Source organism: Escherichia sp. KTE96, from assembly GCF_000408525.1.
Classification (GTDB): domain Bacteria; phylum Pseudomonadota; class Gammaproteobacteria; order Enterobacterales; family Enterobacteriaceae; genus Escherichia; species Escherichia marmotae.
The window spans coordinates 425,542-448,497 of the sequence record NZ_KE137147.1 but is presented as its reverse complement, the minus strand read 5'-3'; the positions used below and the strand labels follow the sequence as shown (position 1 = coordinate 448,497).

At 51.2% G+C, this 22,956-nt stretch carries 21 protein-coding genes and 1 pseudogene; 14 read left to right on the top strand and 8 right to left on the bottom strand.

Features of this window, described 5'->3' with window-relative positions; translation table 11 throughout:
- The first annotated feature begins 73 nt into the window (after nucleotides 1-73).
- The 7 genes from ygiW (at nucleotide 74) to A1WG_RS16150 (ending at nucleotide 9,892) form a co-directional block, all read left to right on the top strand.
- Entirely contained in the window at nucleotides 74-466 is a 393-nt protein-coding gene (gene ygiW / locus A1WG_RS16120; RefSeq protein WP_000712662.1) for an OB fold stress tolerance protein YgiW, read from the top strand.
- A gap of 51 nt (nucleotides 467-517) precedes the next feature.
- Entirely contained in the window at nucleotides 518-1,000 is a 483-nt protein-coding gene (locus tag A1WG_RS16125; RefSeq protein WP_000796007.1) for an AraC family transcriptional regulator, read from the top strand.
- Nucleotides 1,001-1,108: 108 nt separating this feature from the next.
- Nucleotides 1,109-2,716, top strand: a complete 1,608-nt coding sequence (locus tag A1WG_RS16130) for an ABC transporter substrate-binding protein (protein ID WP_000288650.1) — start codon at nucleotides 1,109-1,111, stop codon at nucleotides 2,714-2,716.
- A 137-nt stretch (nucleotides 2,717-2,853) separates the two neighbouring features.
- Complete coding sequence (parC, locus tag A1WG_RS16135; protein WP_001281917.1) at nucleotides 2,854-5,112, top strand: DNA topoisomerase IV subunit A; 2,259 nt, start codon at nucleotides 2,854-2,856, stop codon at nucleotides 5,110-5,112.
- A 228-nt stretch (nucleotides 5,113-5,340) separates the two neighbouring features.
- Nucleotides 5,341-6,078, top strand: coding sequence for a 1-acylglycerol-3-phosphate O-acyltransferase (gene plsC, locus A1WG_RS16140; RefSeq protein WP_000965727.1), 738 nt, complete (start codon nucleotides 5,341-5,343; stop codon nucleotides 6,076-6,078).
- A gap of 71 nt (nucleotides 6,079-6,149) precedes the next feature.
- Nucleotides 6,150-7,562: a cell division protein FtsP gene (gene ftsP, locus A1WG_RS16145; protein ID WP_001517107.1), complete on the top strand. Its 1,413-nt coding sequence runs from the start codon at nucleotides 6,150-6,152 to the stop codon at nucleotides 7,560-7,562.
- A 110-nt stretch (nucleotides 7,563-7,672) separates the two neighbouring features.
- Entirely contained in the window at nucleotides 7,673-9,892 is a 2,220-nt protein-coding gene (locus A1WG_RS16150; protein ID WP_001517106.1) for a YgiQ family radical SAM protein, read from the top strand.
- A 44-nt stretch (nucleotides 9,893-9,936) separates the two neighbouring features.
- Here the strand turns inward: A1WG_RS16150 and yqhH are convergent, their stop codons facing one another.
- From yqhH to yqhD, 4 genes are all read right to left on the bottom strand, one after another.
- Nucleotides 9,937-10,194, bottom strand: a complete 258-nt coding sequence (yqhH, locus tag A1WG_RS16155; protein WP_001517105.1) for a lipoprotein YqhH — start codon at nucleotides 10,192-10,194, stop codon at nucleotides 9,937-9,939.
- 35 nt (nucleotides 10,195-10,229) lie between these two features.
- Entirely contained in the window at nucleotides 10,230-11,159 is a 930-nt protein-coding gene (locus A1WG_RS16160) for a YqhG/Tai3 family protein (RefSeq protein WP_001248952.1), read from the bottom strand.
- Between the two features lie 199 nt (nucleotides 11,160-11,358).
- On the bottom strand, nucleotides 11,359-12,186 hold the full coding sequence (dkgA, locus tag A1WG_RS16165) for a 2,5-didehydrogluconate reductase DkgA (protein ID WP_000184343.1): 828 nt from the start codon (nucleotides 12,184-12,186) through the stop codon (nucleotides 11,359-11,361).
- 103 nt (nucleotides 12,187-12,289) lie between these two features.
- Nucleotides 12,290-13,453, bottom strand: a complete 1,164-nt coding sequence (gene yqhD / locus A1WG_RS16170) for an alcohol dehydrogenase (RefSeq protein WP_001058791.1) — start codon at nucleotides 13,451-13,453, stop codon at nucleotides 12,290-12,292.
- A 193-nt stretch (nucleotides 13,454-13,646) separates the two neighbouring features.
- Here yqhD and yqhC point away from each other — a divergent pair, with 193 nt between their 5' ends.
- Nucleotides 13,647-14,546 carry a DNA-binding transcriptional regulator YqhC gene (gene yqhC / locus A1WG_RS16175; RefSeq protein ID WP_001517104.1) on the top strand — a complete coding sequence of 300 codons (900 nt, stop codon included), beginning with the start codon at nucleotides 13,647-13,649 and terminating at the stop codon, nucleotides 14,544-14,546.
- 39 nt (nucleotides 14,547-14,585) lie between these two features.
- Here yqhC and yghB read toward each other — a convergent pair whose 3' ends face one another.
- The gene (gene yghB, locus A1WG_RS16180; RefSeq protein WP_000268420.1) at nucleotides 14,586-15,245 is read right to left on the bottom strand and encodes a DedA family general envelope maintenance protein YghB; all 660 of its coding nucleotides are present in this window, start codon (nucleotides 15,243-15,245) and stop codon (nucleotides 14,586-14,588) included.
- A 139-nt stretch (nucleotides 15,246-15,384) separates the two neighbouring features.
- On the bottom strand, nucleotides 15,385-16,572 hold the full coding sequence (gene metC / locus A1WG_RS16185; protein WP_001517103.1) for a cystathionine beta-lyase: 1,188 nt from the start codon (nucleotides 16,570-16,572) through the stop codon (nucleotides 15,385-15,387).
- Between the two features lie 251 nt (nucleotides 16,573-16,823).
- On the opposite strand from metC, the gene exbB reads away from it, so the two are divergent.
- Both exbB and exbD read left to right on the top strand, forming a co-directional pair.
- Nucleotides 16,824-17,558 (top strand): tol-pal system-associated acyl-CoA thioesterase, encoded by a 735-nt coding sequence (gene exbB, locus A1WG_RS16190; RefSeq protein WP_000527841.1) that lies wholly within the window; start codon nucleotides 16,824-16,826, stop codon nucleotides 17,556-17,558.
- A gap of 6 nt (nucleotides 17,559-17,564) precedes the next feature.
- A complete protein-coding gene (gene exbD / locus A1WG_RS16195; protein ID WP_001240714.1) occupies nucleotides 17,565-17,990 on the top strand; it encodes a TonB system transport protein ExbD in 426 nt (141 codons plus the stop codon).
- A gap of 326 nt (nucleotides 17,991-18,316) precedes the next feature.
- Here exbD and A1WG_RS22980 read toward each other — a convergent pair.
- Nucleotides 18,317-18,493: pseudogene (locus A1WG_RS22980) on the bottom strand (SDR family oxidoreductase); the annotation flags it as partial.
- A gap of 126 nt (nucleotides 18,494-18,619) precedes the next feature.
- On the opposite strand from A1WG_RS22980, the gene A1WG_RS16200 reads away from it, so the two are divergent.
- On the top strand, nucleotides 18,620-19,114 hold the full coding sequence (locus A1WG_RS16200; protein WP_001517102.1) for a TIGR00645 family protein: 495 nt from the start codon (nucleotides 18,620-18,622) through the stop codon (nucleotides 19,112-19,114).
- Nucleotides 19,115-19,153: 39 nt separating this feature from the next.
- On the opposite strand, the gene gpr is transcribed toward A1WG_RS16200, so the two are convergent.
- Nucleotides 19,154-20,194 (bottom strand): L-glyceraldehyde 3-phosphate reductase, encoded by a 1,041-nt coding sequence (gpr, locus tag A1WG_RS16205; protein WP_001517101.1) that lies wholly within the window; start codon nucleotides 20,192-20,194, stop codon nucleotides 19,154-19,156.
- A gap of 157 nt (nucleotides 20,195-20,351) precedes the next feature.
- On the opposite strand from gpr, the gene yghX reads away from it, so the two are divergent.
- The 3 genes from yghX to hybO all read left to right on the top strand — a co-directional run bounded on the left by yghX (nucleotide 20,352) and on the right by hybO (nucleotide 22,954).
- Entirely contained in the window at nucleotides 20,352-21,239 is an 888-nt protein-coding gene (gene yghX / locus A1WG_RS16210; protein WP_001517100.1) for a YghX family hydrolase, read from the top strand.
- Between the two features lie 119 nt (nucleotides 21,240-21,358).
- Complete coding sequence (gene yghW / locus A1WG_RS16215) at nucleotides 21,359-21,646, top strand: DUF2623 family protein YghW (protein WP_001059136.1); 288 nt, start codon at nucleotides 21,359-21,361, stop codon at nucleotides 21,644-21,646.
- Nucleotides 21,647-21,835: 189 nt separating this feature from the next.
- Nucleotides 21,836-22,954: a hydrogenase 2 small subunit gene (gene hybO / locus A1WG_RS16220; RefSeq protein ID WP_000145417.1), complete on the top strand. Its 1,119-nt coding sequence runs from the start codon at nucleotides 21,836-21,838 to the stop codon at nucleotides 22,952-22,954.
- Nucleotides 22,955-22,956: the final 2 nt, after the last annotated feature.

The window sequence follows — 22,956 nt, the reverse complement described above, 5'->3', positions numbered from 1 at the left end:
TTTTTTCCTTAAGAAGTTGTTAAGGACTATCTTGTTTAATGCCTGGAAACAGACATCAAAGGGAGTAACAAACATGAAAAAATTCGCAGCAGTAATTGCAGTAATGGCCCTGTGTAGCGCACCGGTTATGGCAGCAGAGCAGGGGGGCTTTTCTGGCCCATCGGCAACACAAAGTCAAACCGGAGGATTCCAGGGGCCGAACGGCAGCGTAACTAACGTAGAAAACGCGAAATCTTTGCGTGACGACACCTGGGTAACTCTGCGTGGCAATATCGTTGAGCGCATCTCTGACGATCTGTATGTGTTCAAAGATGCCAGCGGCACCATCAATGTCGATATCGACCACAAACGCTGGAACGGCGTGACAGTTACGCCGAAAGATACGGTTGAGATTCAGGGGGAAGTGGATAAAGACTGGAACTCTGTTGAGATTGACGTGAAACAGATCAGTAAAGTCAATCCGTAATTGTTACTGCTCCCGGGACGCGTTCCCGGGAATAATTTCGCAGGGAGCAACATGAAAAACCGTGCACTGGACGTAAATATTATCGATTTCCCATCAACCCGCGTGGCGATGTTGCCGCATCGCTGTAGCCCTGAGTTGCTCAACTACAGCGTGGCGAAATTTATCATGTGGCGCAAAGACACGGGGTTATCTCCCGTTAACCAAAGCCAGACTTTTGGCGTCGCCTGGGACGATCCTGCCACCACTGCGCCAGACGCGTTTCGCTTTGATATTTGCGGCAGCGTTAACGAGCCTGTTCCGGAGAATCGTTATGGTGTGAGTAATGGCGAACTCACCGCAGGGCGTTATGCGGTTGCCCGTCATTCTGGCGACCTGGATAACATATCTCACACTATCCGGGCCATCATTCGCCGTTGGCTTCCTGATAGCGGCGAGAAAATGCGTAACGCACCGATATTGTTTCACTACACCAACCTGGCCGAAGGGATGTCAGAGAAGCGGCTGGAAACGGATATTTATGTGCCGTTAATGTGAAGGGGGATCTTTTCCGGAGTGTGAGCCAAATCACTCGCGATAAGTTTGAGCTAACAATGCCACTGGCGTATTGTTGTCAGGCTTATAATTTCTCCGGTAAGGAATACCATGTATACGCGAAATTTATTATGGCTGGTCAGCCTGGTAAGTGCGGCTCCTCTCTATGCTGCTGACGTTCCCGCCAACACACCGCTCGCCCCGCAACAGCTCTTTCGTTACAACAATCATAGCGACCCCGGCACGCTTGACCCGCAAAAGGTTGAGGAGAATACCGCCGCGCAGATTGTGCTGGATCTGTTTGAAGGTCTGGTATGGATGGACGGCGAAGGTAAAGTGCAACCTGCCCAGGCTGAATCCTGGGAAGTGTCAGATGGCGGCAAACGCTATATTTTCCATTTACGCAACGGCTTACAGTGGTCTGATGGTCAGCCTCTGACAGCGCAGGATTTTGTCCTCGGCTGGCAGCGCGCGGTTGACCCCAAAACGGCAAGCCCTTTTGCTGGCTATCTGGCGCAGGCGCATATTAAAAATGCAGCGGCTATCGCGGCGGGAAAATCGGATGTCTCATCGTTAGGCGTGAAAGCGACGGATGACCGCACTTTTGAAGTCACGCTTGAGCAGCCCGTACCGTGGTTTACGACAATGCTAGCCTGGCCGACGCTGTTTCCGGTTCCGCATCATATGATTGCGAAGTATGGCGATAGCTGGAGTAAGCCAGAGCATATGGTTTACAACGGTGCTTTTGTGCTTGATAAATGGGTGGTTAACGAAAAGATTACCGCACGCAAAAATCCAAAGTACCGCGATGCACAACATACGGTATTGCAGCAGGTTGAGTATCTGGCACTGGATAATTCAGTCACCGGCTATAACCGCTATCGTGCGGGTGAAGTCGATCTCACCTGGGTTCCGGCACAACAAATTCCTGCTATTGAAAAATCACTGCCTGGTGAGTTGCAAATTATCCCGCGTCTGAACAGTGAATATTACAATTTCAATATCCAGAAACCACCGTTTGACGATGTTCGTGTCCGGCGGGCGCTATATCTGACGGTCGACAGGCCGTTAATTGCGCAAAAGATACTCGGGTTGCGAACGCCTGCAACCACGTTGACGCCGCCAGAGGTAGAAGGCTTTAACGCGACGACGTTTGATGAACTGCAAAAGCCGATGAGTGAGCGCGTGGCGACGGCAAAAGCCTTGCTCAAACAAGCGGGGTACGATGCTTCTCATCCGCTACGCTTTGAACTGTTCTACAACAAGTATGATTTGCATGAAAAAACGGCAATTGCGTTGTCTTCCGAATGGAAAAAATGGCTTGGTGCACAGGTGACGCTGCGCACGATGGAGTGGAAAACCTATCTTGATACCCGGCGAGCCGGTGATTTCATGCTATCGCGGCAGTCGTGGGATGCGACGTACAATGATGCTTCCACTTTCCTGAACACGCTCAAAAGCGATAGTGAAGAGAATGTCGGTCACTGGAAAAATGCGCAGTATGACGCGTTGCTAAATCAGGCGGCGCAGACCACTGACGCGACAAAGCGTAATGCGTTGTATCAGCAGGCAGAGATGATCATTAATCAGCAGGCACCGCTCATTCCCATCTACTATCAGCCGCTGATCAAATTGCTTAAACCTTACGTTGGCGGTTTCCCGCTGCATAATCCCCAGGATTATGTCTACAGCAAAGAGTTGTATATCAAGGCACATTGATGCCTTTATCGCCGTCGGAGCACGCCCGGCGGCGCTATTCACGCTGATCTCCTGTGACTCGACGCGACAGATAATGTAGTATCTCCGGCAATATTGCCCCTTTGAAGGCTGGCGAATAAGTTGAGGAATCAGAATTAATGAGCGATATGGCAGAGCGCCTTGCGCTACATGAATTTACGGAAAACGCCTACTTAAACTACTCCATGTACGTCATCATGGATCGTGCGTTGCCGTTTATTGGTGATGGTCTGAAACCCGTTCAGCGCCGCATTGTGTATGCGATGTCTGAGCTGGGTCTGAATGCTACCGCCAAATTTAAAAAGTCGGCCCGTACCGTCGGTGACGTACTGGGTAAGTACCATCCGCACGGCGACAGCGCCTGCTATGAAGCGATGGTTCTGATGGCGCAGCCGTTTTCTTACCGTTATCCGCTGGTTGATGGTCAGGGGAACTGGGGCGCGCCGGACGATCCGAAATCGTTCGCGGCAATGCGTTACACCGAATCCCGTCTGTCGAAATATTCCGAGCTGTTATTGAGCGAGCTGGGGCAAGGGACGGCGGATTGGGTGCCAAATTTCGACGGCACCTTGCAGGAGCCGAAAATGCTGCCTGCCCGCCTGCCGAATATTTTGCTTAACGGCACCACCGGTATTGCTGTCGGGATGGCAACGGACATTCCGCCACATAACCTGCGCGAAGTCGCACAGGCAGCAATCGCCTTAATCGACCAGCCGAAAACCACGCTCGATCAGTTACTGGATATTGTGCAGGGGCCGGATTACCCGACCGAAGCGGAAATCATCACCTCCCGGGCGGAGATCCGCAAAATCTACGAAAATGGTCGTGGTTCTGTGCGTATGCGCGCAGTGTGGAAGAAAGAAGATGGCGCGGTGGTCATCAGTGCCTTACCGCATCAGGTTTCTGGTGCGCGCGTACTGGAGCAAATTGCTGCGCAAATGCGTAACAAAAAGCTGCCAATGGTTGACGATCTACGCGATGAATCCGACCACGAGAACCCGACCCGTCTGGTGATTGTGCCGCGCTCTAATCGCGTGGATATGGATCAGGTGATGAATCACCTCTTCGCCACCACCGATCTGGAAAAGAGCTATCGCATTAACCTTAATATGATCGGTCTGGATGGGCGTCCGGCGGTGAAAAACCTGCTGGAAATCCTCTCCGAATGGCTGGTATTCCGTCGCGATACCGTGCGCCGCCGTTTGAACTATCGTCTGGAGAAAGTCCTCAAGCGCCTGCATATCCTGGAAGGTTTGCTGGTGGCGTTTCTCAATATCGACGAAGTGATTGAGATCATTCGTAATGAAGATGAACCGAAACCGGCGCTGATGTCGCGTTTTGGCCTCACGGAAACCCAGGCGGAAGCGATCCTCGAATTGAAACTGCGTCATCTCGCCAAACTGGAAGAGATGAAGATTCGCGGTGAGCAGAACGAGCTGGAAAAAGAGCGTGACCAGTTGCAGAGCATTCTGGCTTCCGAGCGCAAGATGAATAATCTGCTGAAGAAAGAGTTGCAGGCCGATGCGCAAGCATATGGTGACGATCGCCGTTCACCGTTGCAGGAACGCGAAGAAGCGAAAGCAATGAGTGAGCACGACATGCTGCCGTCTGAACCCGTTACCATCGTGCTGTCGCAGATGGGCTGGGTGCGTAGCGCTAAAGGCCACGACATTGACGCCCCAGGTTTGAACTACAAAGCGGGTGACAGCTTTAAAGCTGCGGTGAAAGGCAAGAGCAACCAGCCAGTGGTGTTTGTTGATTCTACCGGACGCAGCTATGCCATCGACCCAATTACGCTGCCGTCGGCGCGTGGTCAGGGCGAACCGCTTACTGGCAAACTGACGTTGCCGCCAGGTGCTACCGTTGACCATATGCTGATGGAAAGCGACGATCAGAAACTGTTGATGGCTTCCGATGCGGGTTACGGTTTTGTCTGCACCTTTAACGATCTGGTGGCGCGTAATCGTGCAGGTAAAGCATTGATCACTTTACCGGAAAATGCGCATGTCATGCCGCCGGTAGTCATTGAAGATGCTTCTGATATGTTGCTGGCAATTACTCAGGCAGGCCGCATGTTGATGTTCCCGGTAAGCGAGCTTCCGCAACTGTCGAAGGGTAAAGGCAACAAGATCATCAACATTCCGTCGGCAGAAGCCGCGCGGGGCGAGGATGGTTTGGCACACCTGTATGTACTGCCGCCGCAAAGTACCCTGACCATTCATGTCGGGAAACGCAAAATCAAACTGCGCCCGGAAGAATTGCTGAAAGTTACCGGTGAGCGTGGCCGTCGCGGCACCTTGATGCGTGGTTTGCAGCGTATCGACCGTGTCGAGATTGATTCGCCTCTCCGCGCCAGCAGCAGCGATAGCGAAGAGTAATATGCCGGAGGGGGCTTTCTCCCGTTTGCAAGGACTGCCGGATGGAACGTTAAGTCGTCATCCGGCAGCGTAATCAGCCCCAGGAAACGATAAAAATTCCCTTGAAACCGTTGTTTATTCATGCGTTGCGATTAACAATACGCTTTTCCAGAGAGCGGCTTTTAACAATGCCCTAACCTGATTTCAGGTGACGTACAATGCCAGTCTCTCAGATCTTCAGAGGGTGTTATGCTATATATCTTTCGTCTTATTATTACCGTGATTTACAGCTTGTTAGTCTGTGTTTTCGGCTCCATTTACTGTCTGTTCAGCCCGAGAAATCCGAAGCATGTGGCCACCTTTGGGCATATGTTTGGTCGTCTTGCGCCGCTGTTCGGCCTTAAAGTTGAGTGTCGCAAACCCGCTGATGCTGAAAGTTATGGTAATGCTATCTATATCGCTAACCACCAGAACAACTATGACATGGTGACGGCATCGAATATCGTGCAGCCACCGACAGTCACTGTGGGTAAAAAGAGTTTGCTGTGGATCCCCTTTTTTGGTCAGTTGTACTGGTTAACTGGCAACTTATTGATCGACAGAAACAATCGTACTAAAGCGCACGGCACTATCGCGGAAGTGGTGAATCACTTCAAAAAACGCCGTATTTCCATCTGGATGTTCCCGGAAGGAACGCGCAGCCGTGGTCGTGGCCTGCTGCCGTTTAAAACAGGGGCATTTCATGCGGCGATTGCGGCAGGCGTCCCCATTATTCCCGTGTGTGTTTCCACAACTTCGAATAAGATTAATCTTAACCGACTGAATAATGGTTTAGTGATCGTAGAAATGCTGCCGCCAATTGACGTCAGTCAATATGGTAAAGATCAGGTTCGCGAGCTGGCTGCCCATTGTCGTTCGATAATGGAACAAAAAATAGCCGAGCTCGATAAAGAAGTCGCAGAGCGCGAAGCCGCCGGAAAAGTTTAAGTCGGCAGTCTGTTTTTGCGGGAATGTTTTCCTGCACGGTATTACTTTAGCCAGTTTTACATGGAGCAAATATGTCACTCAGTCGGCGTCAGTTCATTCAGGCATCGGGGATTGCACTGTGTGCAGGAGCAGTCCCCCTGAAGGCAAGCGCAGCCGGGCAACAGCAACCGCTGCCCGTTCCGCCGCTGCTTGAATCTCGCCGTGGGCAACCGCTGTTTATGACAGTACAACGTGCGCACTGGTCATTTACGCCAGGAACGCGCGCGTCGGTTTGGGGTATCAATGGTCGCTACCTTGGGCCGACTATCCGCGTCTGGAAGGGCGATGATGTTAAGCTGATTTACAGCAACCGACTGACAGAAAATGTCTCAATGACAGTCGCCGGGCTACAGGTGCCAGGCCCGCTGATGGGGGGGCCTGCACGCATGATGTCGCCAAATGCTGACTGGGCACCTGTGCTGCCAATTCGTCAGAGCGCCGCGACCCTGTGGTATCACGCCAACACACCGAACCGCACGGCACAGCAGGTTTATAACGGCCTTGCCGGGATGTGGCTGGTGGAAGATGAAGTCAGCAAGTCGCTGCCAATCCCTAATCATTATGGAGTGGATGATTTTCCGGTCATTATCCAGGATAAACGGCTGGATAACTTTGGCACGCCGGAATACAACGAGCCGGGAAGCGGCGGTTTTGTTGGCGATACGCTACTGGTCAATGGCGTACAAAGCCCGTATGTTGAAGTTTCGCGTGGTTGGGTGCGCCTGCGTTTATTGAACGCGTCGAACTCCCGTCGTTATCAATTACAGATGAGTGACGGACGTCCGTTGCACGTGATTTCTGGCGACCAGGGGTTCCTGCCTGCACCCGTGTCGGTGAAACAGCTTTCGCTGGCACCGGGCGAGCGTCGTGAGATTCTGGTGGATATGAGCAACGGTGATGAAGTGTCGATCACCTGTGGTGAAGCGGCGAGCATTGTTGATCGTATTCGTGGCTTCTTTGAGCCATCCAGCATTCTGGTTTCCACGCTGGTGCTGACGCTGCGCCCGACCGGTCTTCTGCCGCTGGTGACAGACAGCCTGCCGATGCGTTTGTTACCGACCGAAATAATGGCCGGCTCTCCGATTCGCAGCCGTGATATTAGCCTGGGTGACGATCCTGGCATCAACGGGCAGTTGTGGGACGTCAATCGTATTGATGTCACCGCGCAGCAAGGTACGTGGGAACGCTGGACGGTGCGGGCAGATGAGCCGCAATCATTCCATATTGAAGGCGTGATGTTCCAGATCCGTAACGTGAACGGTGCGATGCCATTCCCGGAAGACAGAGGCTGGAAAGACACCGTATGGGTTGATGGGCAAGTGGAACTGCTTGTCTATTTCGGTCAGCCTTCCTGGGCGCACTTCCCGTTCTACTTTAATAGCCAGACGCTGGAAATGGCGGATCGCGGTTCCATCGGGCAACTGCTGGTTAATCCGGTGCCTTAATCTCCATACTCGCCCGAGGAGGGCGAGTATGGAATACCTTTCGATTTCTCTTTCGTTCCGGCTTATAATCCCCGGCCTTTGATTATTTTTTTACCATTTCTGGAAGCAAAATGAGCTCTATCTCCCTGATCCAACCGGATCGCGACCTGTTCTCCTGGCCGCAGTACTGGGCCGCCTGTTTTGGACCGGCACCGTTTTTGCCGATGTCTCGTGAAGAGATGGATCAACTTGGCTGGGATAGCTGCGACATCATTTTGGTTACTGGCGACGCGTATGTTGATCACCCGAGCTTCGGGATGGCGATTTGCGGTCGTATGCTGGAAGCGCAAGGCTTTCGTGTCGGGATCATCGCCCAGCCGGACTGGAGCAGCAAAGATGACTTTATGCGTCTGGGAAAACCGAATCTGTTTTTCGGCGTGACCGCAGGCAACATGGACTCGATGATCAACCGTTACACTGCCGATCGTCGTTTACGTCATGACGATGCTTACACCCCGGATAATGTCGCGGGTAAGCGTCCGGATCGCGCGACACTGGTTTATACCCAGCGTTGTAAAGAAGCATGGAAAGATGTACCGGTGATCCTCGGTGGTATCGAGGCCAGCCTGCGTCGTACCGCGCATTATGATTACTGGTCTGACACCGTGCGCCGTTCGGTGCTGGTAGATTCCAAAGCCGACATGCTGATGTTCGGTAACGGTGAGCGTCCGCTGGTGGAAGTGGCGCATCGTCTGGCGATGGGCGAGCCGATTAGTGAAATCCGCGATGTACGTAATACCGCGATTATCGTGAAAGAAGCGCTACCTGGCTGGAGTGGCGTGGATTCTACTCGTCTCGACACTCCCGGGAAAATTGACCCGATTCCGCATCCGTATGGTGAAGATTTGCCGTGCGCGGATAACAAACCGGTGACACCGAAAAAACAGGAAGCGAAAGTCGTTACTGTGCAGCCGCCGCGTCCGAAACCGTGGGAAAAAACCTACGTGTTGTTGCCTTCATTCGAGAAAGTGAAGGGCGATAAAGTGCTGTACGCACATGCTTCGCGTATTCTGCACCACGAAACCAACCCAGGCTGCGCTCGTGCGCTGATGCAAAAACATGGCGACCGCTATGTGTGGATCAACCCGCCAGCCATTCCGCTTTCTACCGAAGAGATGGACAGCGTCTTTGCGTTGCCGTACAAGCGCGTGCCGCATCCGGCTTACGGTAATGCCCGTATTCCGGCTTACGAAATGATCCGTTTCTCGGTCAATATTATGCGTGGCTGCTTTGGCGGCTGTTCTTTCTGTTCTATTACCGAGCATGAAGGGCGCATTATTCAGAGCCGTTCGGAAGACTCGATCATTAATGAGATTGAAGCGATCCGCGATACCGTTCCGGGCTTTACGGGCGTGATTTCCGATCTCGGCGGGCCAACGGCCAACATGTATATGTTGCGCTGCAAATCGCCACGCGCCGAGCAGACCTGCCGCCGCTTGTCGTGTGTGTATCCGGATATTTGTCCGCATATGGACACTAACCACGAGCCGACGATCAATCTCTATCGCCGTGCCCGCGATCTGAAAGGCATTAAAAAGATCCTGATCGCCTCCGGCGTGCGCTATGACATCGCCGTAGAAGATCCGCGCTACATCAAAGAGTTGGCGACCCATCACGTCGGTGGTTATCTGAAGATTGCGCCGGAACATACCGAAGAAGGGCCACTGTCGAAGATGATGAAGCCGGGCATGGGTAGCTATGACCGCTTTAAAGAGCTGTTCGACACCTACTCGAAACAGGCAGGCAAAGAGCAGTATCTGATCCCGTATTTCATCTCCGCACACCCCGGTACGCGTGATGAAGATATGGTGAACCTGGCGCTGTGGCTGAAAAAACACCGCTTCCGTCTCGACCAGGTGCAGAACTTCTATCCGTCGCCGTTGGCTAACTCGACCACCATGTATTACACCGGCAAAAACCCGCTGGCGAAGATTGGTTATAAGAGCGAAGACGTCTTCGTACCGAAGGGCGACAAGCAGCGACGTTTGCATAAAGCGTTATTGCGTTACCACGATCCGGCAAACTGGCCGTTAATCCGCCAGGCGTTGGAAGCGATGGGTAAAAAGCATCTGATTGGCAGTCGTCGCGATTGCTTAGTGCCAGCGCCAACCATTGAAGAGATGCGCGAGGCCCGTCGCCAGAACCGCAATACCCGTCCGGCGTTGACCAAACATACGCCAATGGCGACCCAGCGCCAGACACCTGCCGGAGCAAAGAAAGCGCCGCCCGCGCAATCTCGCCCGGTGAATGCCGGGGCGAAGAAACGCCCAAAAGTGGCTGTTGGTCGTTAAGTTAATTATCCCCGGTAGCAGAATTGCTACCGGGGATATTTTTATCATTCCGCATACATACGCAAGCAGCGCAGGCAATCAAAATAGTCTTGCGCATCAAGGCGTGTATTGGCTCTGTTAGCTTCGGATTTGGCGGCGTAGATCTGCGGGCGTAATGCTTTTATATCCTGCTCAAGTCGGGCGATTTTGGCATTTAATGTTTGTACATTACCCGCCAGTTGACTGACCTTTTGTTCATTGACGCAGCCACTTAGTAAGCTGGTCGCCAGAACAACAGCTCCCACGGTGAAAATCGTTTTCATATAGTGTTCCCTTTTATTTATTATTCCTATTCAACTCACTGCTTTAATCTGGCCGCAGTCTTCGCTTCAATCTGTTTAAGCAAACTTCCGCTATTCGGACGGATGAAATCTGCAATTTCCCACAGCCCTTCGCGCCGCTGTAAAACCAAATCCTGCTCTTCGCTGTTGCCATTGGTCAGCGCAATACGAACATGGATGCGGGCGGAATCAGCGGTTTTCTCCAGTACACGGATTTCATTAATGCGAGAAAATAGCGTTTCTTCGCCAAAACAGATCGGATTATCGTAAATAAATTGCCGCTCGATTTGCATATCTTCATCGGGGTTGCTGTCAGTTTTGAAGGTAGTTTTATAGAAGGCATTAACGGCCTGACGATAAGTGTCGGAAACAACCCACGTCCAGGGCCAGCTATAATCGGCAATATGCTCAAATAGTTCACTGACAAAAGCTTCTGGCTGTTCTTTTTGCAGCGATGCCAGCGTTGCCAGGATTTTTTCATTCTCGCTATTAACTGCCTGCCAGACGCTACCATGATTGCTGGCAATATCGTCAATGACCCAACGATCATTTTCGGCCACCATTTTCAGCGTTTGTGTGGTCTTTTCTTTATCGTCTTTGAAGGCACGAAAGCGCACAACGGCATCCGCGTGGTCGGCGTCTATTTGGGTAATCGCTACGCTTTCTAACACCAGATCGCCAAAATCCTGACAGTCACAAATCGGATCGTAATCCAGCCAGCCAATATTGCCCGGTAGAGTGAGATTATCATTCAGGGTTAGCACCTTTTGTATGCGTTCAGATGTTATTGCCTGCTCTCCTGTTGCACCGAAATAAGGCGCACTGGCATCCGATTTATAGTTTTGATAAATCAGGCGAACTGTTTGTTCAGCGGTTAGCGATGGTGATTGTGCCTGAGTCGTGAAGCTTGCAAAAACAGCCAAAAACAGAAGAAGTATTTGTCTCATCTGTTTTTTACCTCACCGTCGCGTTTATCCATATTGTAGATGCTTTGTTGCTTTAAGAGCTTCCAGCTCCGCATGATGATGTCCTTAAATGTGGCATTTCTGAACGGAGGAGAGTAACAACGGGCGGGAGGCGAGGGGAATAAATGATTTCTGAAAAGTCCGGTAGCGGAACATTACCGCCACCGGGAGAATTTGTGCGTTAGCCGCCGAACTGGTCGGGATCGGGACCGAGGCGTTTACCTTGATCGAGTTTCGCGATTTCACCAAGTTCGTCTTTGTCGAGACGGAAATCCCAGACATTAAAGTTTTCGGCAATGCGTGAAGGTGTGACTGATTTTGGGATCACCACCAGGCCGTTATCCAGATGCCAGCGGATGACAATCTGTGCTGGAGTTTTGCCGTATTTATCCGCCAGATCGCGAATGATTTTCTGGTCAAAGACACCTTTTCCGCCTTGCGCTAACGGGCTCCAGGATTCGGTCTGAATTTTGTGCGTAGCGTTCCAGGCGTGAAGCTGGCGTTGCTGCATCAGCGGATGAAGTTCGATCTGATTAATCACGGGGGGCACGCCAGTTTCATCAATCAGACGTTGCAAATGGTGGATCTGGAAGTTACAGACGCCGATGCTTTTGATTAACCCCTCTTTTTGCAGCTCGATCATTCCCTTCCATGCTTCGACATAATGGTCGATAGCGGGAACGGGCCAGTGCATTAAGTAGAGATCGATATAATCAAGCTGGAGTTTTTTCAGGCTGTCCAGCAGGGCTTCACGGGGACGCTTGTGGTCGTCGTTCCACAGTTTGGTAGTGATGAACAACTCTTCTCTGGCAAGTGCGGCATTTTTCAGTGCCTTGCCGACGCCTTCTTCGTTTTTATAGGCCGCGGCGGTATCAATCGAGCGATATCCCACTTCCAGGGCTTTTTGAATCGCGGTGATTACCTCCTCATTACTTGCTTGCCAGACGCCCAGTCCCAACTGGGGCATGACATTGCCATCCTGTAGCTTAATAACGGTTGGATTAGTCATATGTTCCTCCTTATATGAACTCACCGGAGCAGGCTCCGGTGAGGTGTTGTGAACTTAAGTCTGGACGAAATACCCAAAAACGAAAGTTTGAGGAGGAAAAAGCTTAACGGGCTGCTTCGTAAATGCGACGGCTGACATCCAGCGTAATATCATGATTTTCGCCCAGTTGGGTCATGCCGTGTTCTTCCAGCTTCTTCAGTAATGCCGGGATAGAACTGCCGTCCAGACCGTAGTCGGACAGGCGCGTCGGCACGCCTAATTGCTCGAAGAAGTTGCGGGTAGCGGCAATTGCGGCGTCAATACGCTCGTCATCGGAACCTTCGGTGATGTTCCAGACACGTTCAGCGTATTGCAGCAGTTTCGCGCGCTTGGTGTCGCGTTTTTCATTCCATAGCGCAGGCAGGACGATAGCCAGCGTTTGCGCGTGATCCAGGCCGTGCATAGCAGTCAGTTCGTGGCCCAGCATATGCGTTGCCCAGTCCTGCGGTACGCCCGCGCCAATCAAACCGTTCAGTGCCTGAGTCGCTGCCCACATGACGTTCGCGCGCACATCGTAGTTTTCTGGCTCTTTCAGGGCTTTCGGGCCATCTTCGAGAAGCGTCAGCAAAATACCTTCTGCGAAGCGATCCTGAATTTTGGCATCAACCGGTTTGGTAACATACTGTTCTACGGTGTGTACAAAGGCGTCCACTACGCCATTAGCCACCTGGCGCGGCGGCAGGGTGTAGGTATAAACCGGATCGAGCACGGCAAATACCGGCTGAACGTGGGCAGAATGAAACGCCTGTTTGTCACCGGTGGTTTTGCGAGAGATCACCGCACCTGCGTTGGATTCTGAACCGGTCGCTGGCAGCGTCAGCACGCAGCCCATTGGGATGGCACTTTTAATCTCTTTACCACCCGTTTGCAGGATGTGCCACGGATCGACATTCTCAGGATAATTTGCTGCTGCGGCGATAAACTTGGTGCCGTCCAGTACGGAACCGCCACCAACCGCCAGCAGGAAAGTCACTTTCTGTTCGCGAACCAGTTTCACGGCGTTCATCAGCGTTTCATAAGTCGGGTTTGGTTCGATACCGCCAAACTCCAGCACGTCCATGCCTTTCAGGGAATCCAGTACTTGATCCAGAACGCCGGTTTTTTTAACGCTACCGCCGCCGTAAGTAATCAATATGCGGGCATCGTGAGGGATTTGCTCGCGTAAACCGGCGATAGCGCCTTTACCAAACAGAATGCGGGTTGGGGTATGCAGATTAAAGTTGTTCATTACTTGCTCTCTTTGCTGGGCCAATATGAGGGCAGAGATCAGTCTGCCTGATGTTTGTCATTGTGGTCGCCAGCGCCGTGGCTCTCAATGCTCATTTCTGCCAATGTCTTGCCTATTTCTCCAGAGTGCTGGAGAAATAGTACAAAATTGCGCACAATCAAATTGCCGCATTAATCCTAAGAAATTACACAATATGAAACGTGAAGAGATTTGCCGACTGCTGACAGATAAAATTAATAATCTGAAAAATAAAGAAAATAGTTTGTCAGAACTGTTGCCTGATGTGTGCTTGCTGTTTGGCGAGAATCCCGGGGCACGTACGCCGGTAATGTACGAGCCAGGCATCATAATTCTCTTTTCCGGGCATAAAATCGGTTATATCAATGAACGAGTGTTTCGTTATGATGCCAATGAATATCTGCTACTGACGGTGCCATTACCCTTTGAGTGCGAAACTTACGCTACGCCGGAGGTGCCATTAGCGGGCTTACGTCTCAATGTTGATATTTTGCAGTTACAGGAACTGTTGATGGACATTGGCGAGGATGAACATTTTCAACCGTCGATGGCAGCCAGCGGCATAAACTCCGCCACGCTGTCAGAAGAGATTTTATGTGCGGCGGAGCGGTTACTGGATGTGATGGAGCGACCGCTGGATGCGCGCATTCTCGGCAAGCAGATCATCCGCGAAATTCTTTACTACGTGCTGACCGGACCTTGCGGCGGAGCATTACTGGCGCTGGTCAGTCGCCAGACGCATTTCAGTCTGATTAGCCGCGTGCTGAAACGTATTGAGAATAAGTACACCGAAAATCTAAGCGTCGAGCAACTCGCGGCAGAAGCCAATATGAGTGTTTCTGCCTTCCATCATAATTTTAAATCTGTCACCAGCACCTCGCCTTTGCAGTATTTGAAGAACTACCGGCTGCATAAGGCGCGAATGATGATCATCCACGATGGCATGAAAGCCAGTGCGGCAGCGATGCGTGTAGGTTATGAAAGTGCATCACAGTTCAGCCGCGAATTTAAACGTTACTTCGGTGTGACGCCGGGTGAAGATGCAGCAAGAATGCGGGCGATGCAGGGGAGTTAAATGCGTTCCCGGCATTACTGCCGGGAACAGAGGAAAATGTCAGGCGTTACCGTATTTTTTTTTAATTACCACAAACAGCGTGCCTAACAGGCCTGCGGTTAACAGGGCAATTGGCAGGATCATCAGAAACGTCATCACTTGATCTTCATGGCGTTTAACGAACGGGATCATGCTTAAGGCGTAACCAAAACTGGTCACCACGCTGACCCACAGCAGTCCACTTAGCCAGTTGAAAAACTGGAAGCGACGGTTTGGCAGACCGGAAATCCCCGCCATTGTTGGCAGCAGCGTGCGGACAAATGCGAGAAAACGCCCAGCCAGCAGAGCCAGCAAACCGTGGCGGTCAAACATACAGGTGGCGCGTTGATGATATTTAGCCGGAAGCTGCGCCAGCCAGCCTTTCACCGTTTTGGTATTACCTAACCAACGTCCCTGAATATAACTTAACCAGCAGCCCAGACTGGCTGCGGCAGTCAGAATCGCGATTGTTGGCAGAAAATCCATAACCCCCTGGGCAATCAGTGCGCCAGCCAGTATTAACAAGCTGTCGCCTGGCAAAAACGAGGCGGGCAACAGGCCGTTTTCTAAAAACAGCGTGGCAAACATGACAAAGTAAACAACGCTAACAATATGAGGATCCGCCAGCGCGGCAAAGTCGTGTTGCCAGAGCGCAGCGATAATGTCTTGAATAACAGCCATGGACTTTCCTGTGGAACAGCGTTTAAGCCTTTATTTGCCTATTGTACTCCTGAATCGTCCGGGACGCCTTGATCCCGGACGCAACAATTTAAGACTAATCACAATTAAATGTCTGCAAAATTGTCCAAATTTGGCAATGTTACACAATTCGTGCAAAGCCCGCGTCCAGATCGGCAATCAGATCGTCGACGTTTTCCAGACCAATATGCAGGCGAATCAACGTGCCGCTGAAATCAATCTTTCCTTGTGGGCGGATGGCTACGATATGTTCCGGCTGATTCGCAAGGATCAACGATTCATAGCCGCCCCACGAGTAGGCCATGCTAAATAAACTGAAGTTATCCAGATAGTTCGCCAGTTCTTCGTCGTTGAGTTTTTTCTTCAGCACAAAGGAAAATAGTCCGCTGCTACCTGTAAAGTCTCGTTTCCAGAACTCATGGCCTTTACTTTCCGGCAGAGCAGGGTGGTTAACCCGCTCAACCAGCGGATGCGCTGCCAGCCATTCCGCAACTTTCAGACTGCTTTCATGATGCTGACGCAGACGCACGCCTAAAGTGCGCAAGCCACGGCTGGTCATATAGGCGGTATCGGCATCGACCATCTGCCCCATCAGATAAGAGTTCTCCCGCAGTTGCTCCCAACAACGGGCATTGCACACCGCGGTGCCGATCATCGCATCTGAGTGACCCACAAGATATTTGGTGGCGGCCTGAATGGAAATATCGATACCAAAATCAAGGGCTTTGAACAGCACTCCGGCAGCCCAGGTGTTATCAATCATAATGATGGCATCTGGCACCACGCTGCGCACGGCGGCGACAATCGCCGGAACATCATGCACTTCCATAGTGATGGAACCTGGCGATTCCAGAAATACCACTTTGGTATTTGGCCGCAGATGTTTAACGATATTCGCGCCAATCAGCGGATCAAACCACGATGTCGTTACGCCCAATTTGCTGAGGATTTTGCTACAAAAATCCTGACTCGGTTCGTAGGCTGTGTTGGTCATCAACACATGATCGCCTTGTTCGACAAAGGCGAGAATGGAATTGGCAACGGCTGCCGCCCCGCAAGGAAACAGCACGCAGCCTGCGCCACCTTCCAGTTCACACATCGCTTCTTGCAATGAGAAGTGCGTTAACGTTCCGCGGCGGCCATAGAATAATTCACCATTGGCACGATTACGCGTCGCGTGTTTTTTTGCTTCCACACTATCAAAGACCAGCGAAGAGGCGCGCTGAATCACGCTATTTACCGCGCCAAGGGTATATTTTTTGCTGCGTCCTGCATTGACCAGTTGAGTATCAAGTTGTTTGTTTGCCATGTTGGGATTCCTGTTTTTATACGTCTGGATGTCTAAACTAGCATGAATAATAGTGGGCGCATCCTGAAGAATTGGCATAAAGCAGAAAATTTTCGCAAATGGCGTGCTGGTGACTTTTTTACTGCGTAAACGCAAAGAAAAGAAAGCAAAGGTACGGCAGTATGCAAATAGTAATGAGAACGACTATCAATTCGACGTCGTTTTGATATTATTGTGCGCAGATTTTGTGACTTGCGTCCTGGAGATACACAGTGGGTAATAATTTAATGCAGACGGATCTTTCCGTCTGGGGTATGTATCAGCACGCCGATATTGTCGTTAAGTGCGTGATGATTGGGCTGATTCTGGCCTCCGTAGTCACCTGGGCAATCTTCTTCAGCAAGAGCGTTGAGTTCTTCAACCAGAAGCGTCGCCTGAAGCGTGAACAGCAACTGCTGGCTGAAGCTCGCTCCTTAAACCAGGCCAACGATATCGCCGCTGATTTTGGTAGCAAAAGCTTAAGTCTGCATTTGCTCAATGAAGCGCAGAACGAGCTGGAACTGTCAGAAGGCAGCGACGATAACGACGGTATTAAAGAGCGCACCAGTTTCCGTCTTGAACGTCGGGTCGCCGCAGTGGGGCGTCAAATGGGGCGCGGTAACGGCTACCTTGCAACCATCGGCGCGATTTCGCCGTTTGTGGGGCTGTTTGGTACAGTCTGGGGCATCATGAACAGCTTTATCGGTATTGCGCAAACGCAGACTACCAACCTGGCAGTTGTTGCACCGGGCATCGCAGAAGCGCTGCTGGCAACGGCAATCGGTCTGGTGGCAGCAATTCCGGCGGTTGTTATCTATAACGTATTCGCACGTCAGATTGGCGGCTTTAAAGCGATGCTGGGTGATGTCGCAGCGCAGGTGCTGTTGCTGCAAAGCCGTGATCTGGATCTGGAAGCCAGCGCCGCTGCGCATCCGGTTCGTGTCGCACAAAAATTACGCGCAGGATAATGTCCGATGGCAATGCATCTTAACGAAAACCTCGACGATAACGGCGAAATGCACGACATCAACGTGACGCCGTTTATCGACGTGATGTTGGTTCTGCTGATTATCTTTATGGTGGCGGCACCGTTAGCGACGGTAGATGTGAAGGTGAACTTGCCTGCTTCTACCAGCACGCCGCAGCCGCGCCCGGAAAAACCGGTTTATCTGTCGGTGAAGGCGGATAACTCGATGTTCATCGGTAACGATCCTGTCACCGATGAAACGATGGTTACGGCACTGAATGCGTTAACCGAAGGTAAGAAAGATACCACCATCTTCTTCCGCGCGGACAAAACCGTCGATTACGAGACGTTGATGAAGGTAATGGATACGCTGCATCAGGCGGGTTACCTGAAGATAGGTCTGGTTGGCGAAGAAACTGCCAAAGCGAAGTAACGCAGAATTGCCTGATGCGCTGCGCTTATCAGGCCTACAGACTCTATCGCAATATATTGAATTTGCATGAATTTGTAGGCCGGATAAGGCGTTCATGCCGCATCCGACATTCGGTGCTCAATGCCTGATGCGACGCTGGCGCGTCTTATCCGGCCTACAAAATCTATTGCAACGTTTTGAATTTTCATGAGTTTGCAGGCCTGATGAGGTTTTTTCGCCGCATCAGGCAAGAGTTAAAAGCACAATGATGCCCGGTCGCTTCTCACAACCGGGCATTTTTTCAGCCTAAATGCTCACCGCCGCACACGCCGTGCACTTCCGCAGTGACGTATCCCTTTCTCCGCGACCTGTTTCGCCAGACCACGGCTGTAGTTAAGAATCGCCGTTTTCGTTGCAGCATAATCCAGCAAGTGTGGGCTTGGCTGATACGCCTGGATTGACGAAGTGGTTATGATACCGGAGCCTTTCGGCAACAATGGAATCGCTTCCTGGTTAATAAGGTAACCAGGAAGATCCCTAAACGTCGGATTTATGCGACAAAGGATTAACGTATATGTTGATTTGCTGTTGCGTGCTGTTTACTCAATTACGATATACTGTTGCCCGTTTTAACTACACGACAGGAATGTATGGAACGTTTTCTTGAAAATGCAATGTATGCTTCTCGCTGGCTGCTTGCCCCCGTGTACTTTGGCCTTTCGCTGGCGCTGGTTGCTCTGGCGCTGAAGTTCTTTCAGGAGATTATTCACGTATTGCCGAATATCTTCTCGATAGCGGAATCTGATTTGATCCTCGTGTTACTGTCGCTGGTAGATATGACGCTGGTTGGCGGTTTGCTGGTGATGGTAATGTTTTCCGGTTATGAGAATTTTGTCTCGCAGTTAGATATCTCCGAGAACAAAGAGAAGCTGAACTGGCTGGGGAAAATGGATGCTACGTCGCTGAAAAATAAAGTGGCGGCGTCGATTGTGGCAATCTCTTCCATTCACTTACTGCGCGTCTTTATGGATGCGAAAAATGTCCCGGATAACAAACTGATGTGGTACGTCATTATCCATCTGACGTTTGTGCTCTCTGCATTTGTGATGGGCTATCTTGACCGACTCACCCGTCATAATCACTGATCTTATTCGGGCGCGGTTCTCGCGCCCGGTATTAACACGTTATTTATCGGAAGATGTCTGCCACAGATTTAGTTCGCCATCAGCGATATGTTGGTCAATCTGCGCCAGTTCTTCGGCACTAAACAGCAGATTATTTAGCGCCTGTACGTTCTCCTCCAGTTGCTCCGGACGGCTGGCACCAATCAATACCGACGTCACTCGATCATCTTTCAGCAACCAGCTTAATGCCATTTGAGCCATAGATTGACCACGCTGCTGTGCCATTTCATTTAATAAACGCAGACTGTTGAGGTTGGCGTTGGTAAGCATTTTCGGCGTCAGGCCGCGAACTTTGTGCCCTTCACGATGCATCCGAGAATCTTCAGGAATACCGTTGAGATATTTTCCGGTTAACAATCCCTGGGCGAGCGGAGTGAAGGCAATGCAGCCCACACCGTTATTTTCCAGGGTATCCAGCAGACCGCTTTTATCCACCCAGCGGTTCAGTAAATTGTACGAAGGTTGGTGAATTAGCAGCGGAATTTTCCACTCGTGTAGCAACTCGACCATTTTTTGCGTTCGCTCTGGCGAGTAAGACGATATCCCGACATACAGAGCCTTACCACTTTGCACCGCATGGGCCAGCGCCGACGCGGTTTCTTCCATCGGCGTATTTTCATCGACGCGATGAGAGTAAAAGATATCGACATACTCCAGCCCCATACGTTTCAGGCTTTGGTCGAGGCTGGCGAGCAGGTATTTACGCGACCCGCCAGAGCCATACGGGCCGGGCCACATATCGTAGCCAGCTTTGGTGGAGATGATTAACTCGTCACGATAAGCGGCAAAATCTTCCCGCAGCAGACGGCCAAAGTTCTCTTCCGCACTGCCAGGAGGCGGGCCGTAGTTGTTGGCTAAATCAAAGTGCGTAATGCCCAAATCAAAGGCTTTACGCAGGATCGCACGCTGTGACTCCAGCGCGTTGACGTGACCAAAATTGTGCCACAAACCGAGCGATAACGCGGGCAGACGTAAACCGCTTTTTCCGCAATAGCGGTACTGCATCTGCTCGTAACGCTCGGGATTCGCTAACCAGACCATGACATCTCCTTTCCACTGTTCAATTTCGAAACGATGTTTCTAGTCTAGCGATTTGCCAGGGGAGATCCCGTAGCATCGCTCACAGTGTGACGAAAAACTGGGCAAAAACACGTGCTTATGCTTTGCTTAAAAAAAACACCAGTTGAGGAGTGAAACGATGCCGCGTCTGACCGCTAAAGATTTCCCACAAGAGTTGCTGGACTACTACGACTATTACGCTCACGGGAAAATATCGAAACGTGAGTTCCTCAATATTGCGGCGAAGTATGCAGTGGGCGGGATGACGGCATTAGCATTGTTTGATTTGCTCAGGCCAAATTACGCATGGGCGACCCAGGTGGAGTTTACCGATCCGGATATTGTTGCGGAGTACATCACGTATCCTTCGCCAAATGGTCATGGTGAGGTGCGCGGCTATCTGGTGAAACCTTCGAAGATGAACAGCAAAACGCCAGCCGTAGTGGTGGTGCATGAGAATCGCGGGCTGAATCCGTATATCGAAGATGTGGCGCGGCGAGTGGCGAAGGCAGGATATATTGCCCTCGCTCCTGACGGTTTAAGTTCCGTTGGCGGCTATCCCGGGAACGATGACAAAGGCCGCGAGCTGCAACAGCAGGTCGATCCAACCAAACTGATGAATGACTTCTTTGCCGCGATTGAGTTTATGCAACGCTATCCGCAAGCCACTGGCAAGGTAGGTATAACCGGATTTTGCTATGGCGGTGGGGTATCGAACGCGGCAGCGGTGGCATATCCGGAACTGGCCTGCGCGGTGCCGTTTTATGGTCGCCAGGCTCTGGCCGCCGATGTGGCGAAAATTGAAGCGCCTTTACTGCTCCACTACGCCGAACTGGACACGCGAATTAACGAAGGCTGGCCCGCTTATGAGGCAGCGTTGAAAGCTAATAATAAGGTCTATGAGGCGTATATTTATCCGGGGGTTAATCACGGATTCCATAATGATTCCACTCCCCGTTATGACAAATCTGCCGCCGATCTTGCCTGGCAAAGAACGCTGAAATGGTTCGACAAATATCTCTCTTGATGCGTTTATCTCTTACTGGATAACGTCTTTCACATACAGGAAAAAATAGCGTGCGTAAAAGTCGTACTTTGCCTAAAATATCGCTATATAGATTTGTATATAGCGATTGGAGATAAATTATGAATAACCATTTTGGTAAAGGCTTAATGGCGGGATTAAAAGCAACACATGCCGACAGTGCGGTTAATGTGACGAAATTCTGCGCCGATTATAAACGCGGTTTTGTATTAGGCTACTCGCACCGGATGTATGAAAAGACCGGCGATCGTCAGCTTAGCGCCTGGGAAGCAGGCATTCTGACGCGGCGTTATGGGCTGGATAAAGAGATGGTAATGGATTTCTTTCGTGAGAATAATTCCTGTTCTACTTTGCGCTTTTTTATGGCTGGTTATCGCCTCGAAAATTGATCAAACATACGTATTATCTTGCTTTAATTAATTACACTAATGCTCCTTCCCCTTCGTTTTAGCGCCCCGCCGCAGTATCATGACAATGATAACCATAATAAATGTGTGGTAAATGGCGCATCGATCGCATTATCGATTTTGCGGTTGAGGCAAAATATATGCCAGGTCTTCGCAACGGAATAACTATAAATGACTGGAGATAACACCCTCATCCATTCTCACGGCATTAATCGCCGTGATTTCATGAAGCTTTGTGCAGCATTAGCCGCCACCATGGGGTTGAGTAGCAAAGCCGCCGCAGAGATGGCCGAATCGGTCACTAACCCGCAGCGCCCGCCGGTTATCTGGATTGGCGCGCAGGAATGTACTGGTTGTACGGAATCTCTGCTTCGTGCAACGCATCCAACGGTAGAAAACCTCGTGCTGGAGACTATCTCTCTGGAATATCACGAAGTGCTCTCCGCCGCTTTCGGCCATCAGGTTGAAGAGAACAAACATAACGCGCTCGAGAAATACAAAGGGCAGTATGTGTTGGTTGTGGATGGTTCCATCCCATTAAAAGATAACGGTATTTACTGCATGGTCGCCGGTGAGCCGATTGTGGATCACATCCGCAAAGCGGCAGAAGGTGCTGCCGCAATTATCGCTATCGGTTCCTGCTCCGCGTGGGGCGGTGTCGCCGCTGCTGGGGTTAACCCAACCGGTGCGGTCAGCCTGCAAGAAGTTCTGCCGGGCAAAACCGTTATCAACATTCCAGGCTGCCCGCCGAACCCGCACAACTTCCTTGCGACCGTTGCGCACATCATCACTTACGGTAAACCGCCGAAGCTGGATAACAAAAACCGTCCGACCTTCGCCTATGGGCGTCTGATTCACGAACATTGCGAACGTCGCCCGCACTTCGATGCTGGTCGTTTCGCCAAAGAGTTTGGTGATGATGGCCATCGCGAAGGCTGGTGCCTGTACCACCTCGGCTGTAAAGGGCCGGAAACTTACGGTAACTGCTCCACACTGCAATTCTGCGACGTTGGCGGTGTATGGCCGGTGGCGATTGGTCACCCGTGCTACGGCTGTAACGAAGAAGGTATCGGCTTCCATAAAGGCATCCATCAGCTTGCCAACGTCGAAAACCAGACGCCGCGTTCACAGAAACCGGACGTTAACGCTAAAGAGGGCGGCAACGTTTCTGCGGGCGCTATCGGTTTGCTTGGCGGTGTGGTTGGGCTGGTTGCCGGTGTCAGCGTGATGGCGGTGCGTGAACTGGGTCGTCAGCAAAAGAAAGATAACGCTGACTCACGGGGAGAATAACC